Source organism: Lactiplantibacillus sp. B652, assembly GCF_023806745.1.
In the GTDB taxonomy this organism is placed as follows: domain Bacteria; phylum Bacillota; class Bacilli; order Lactobacillales; family Lactobacillaceae; genus Lactiplantibacillus; species Lactiplantibacillus pentosus.
Genome location: NZ_JAMSKY010000067.1, coordinates 1 through 449 on the forward strand (window position 1 = coordinate 1; position 449 = coordinate 449).

2 pseudogenes are annotated in these 449 nt (G+C 39.9%); one reads left to right on the forward strand and one right to left on the reverse strand.

The window, feature by feature from the left end:
- A pseudogene (locus MZO40_RS17025) lies at window positions 1-336 on the forward strand (toprim domain-containing protein); the annotation flags it as partial.
- A 7-nt stretch (window positions 337-343) separates the two neighbouring features.
- On the opposite strand, the pseudogene MZO40_RS17030 reads toward MZO40_RS17025, so the two are convergent.
- A pseudogene (locus MZO40_RS17030) lies at window positions 344-449 on the reverse strand (IS5/IS1182 family transposase); the annotation flags it as partial.

Consider the following 449-nt stretch of genomic DNA (forward strand, 5'->3'; position numbering starts at 1 on the left):
CTAGCCACACCGGATAAATATGATCAGAAATACCAGCAATGGGCCTTATCTAATTTACCGATTTTCCCAGACAAATACAAGTTTGAAGTGTCAACTAGTAAAAGAGCGCAATTCAAGATCGTTAAAGACCTGTTAACGAAAGCCGATACCATTATTGTGGCCACCGATAGTGGTCGGGAAGGGTCAAATATCGCGTGGTCGATCATGAACCAAGCGCATATTGATGTTAAGTCGAAAAAGATTAAGCGCCTTTGGTTGAATAGCCTAGAAAAAGACGCGATTATTACCGGCTTTAAAAATCTTGGTGATTGGCACAAAGACTATTTGGCTTATAAGAACCTGTCTAATATCTTTTGAGCATCACAATCAAATAAGCTAAAACAACCATTTGGCGACTAGTACTAAGATGTCGTTCGCAATTTTTCCAAAGGCGCCGACATTTATCTAGC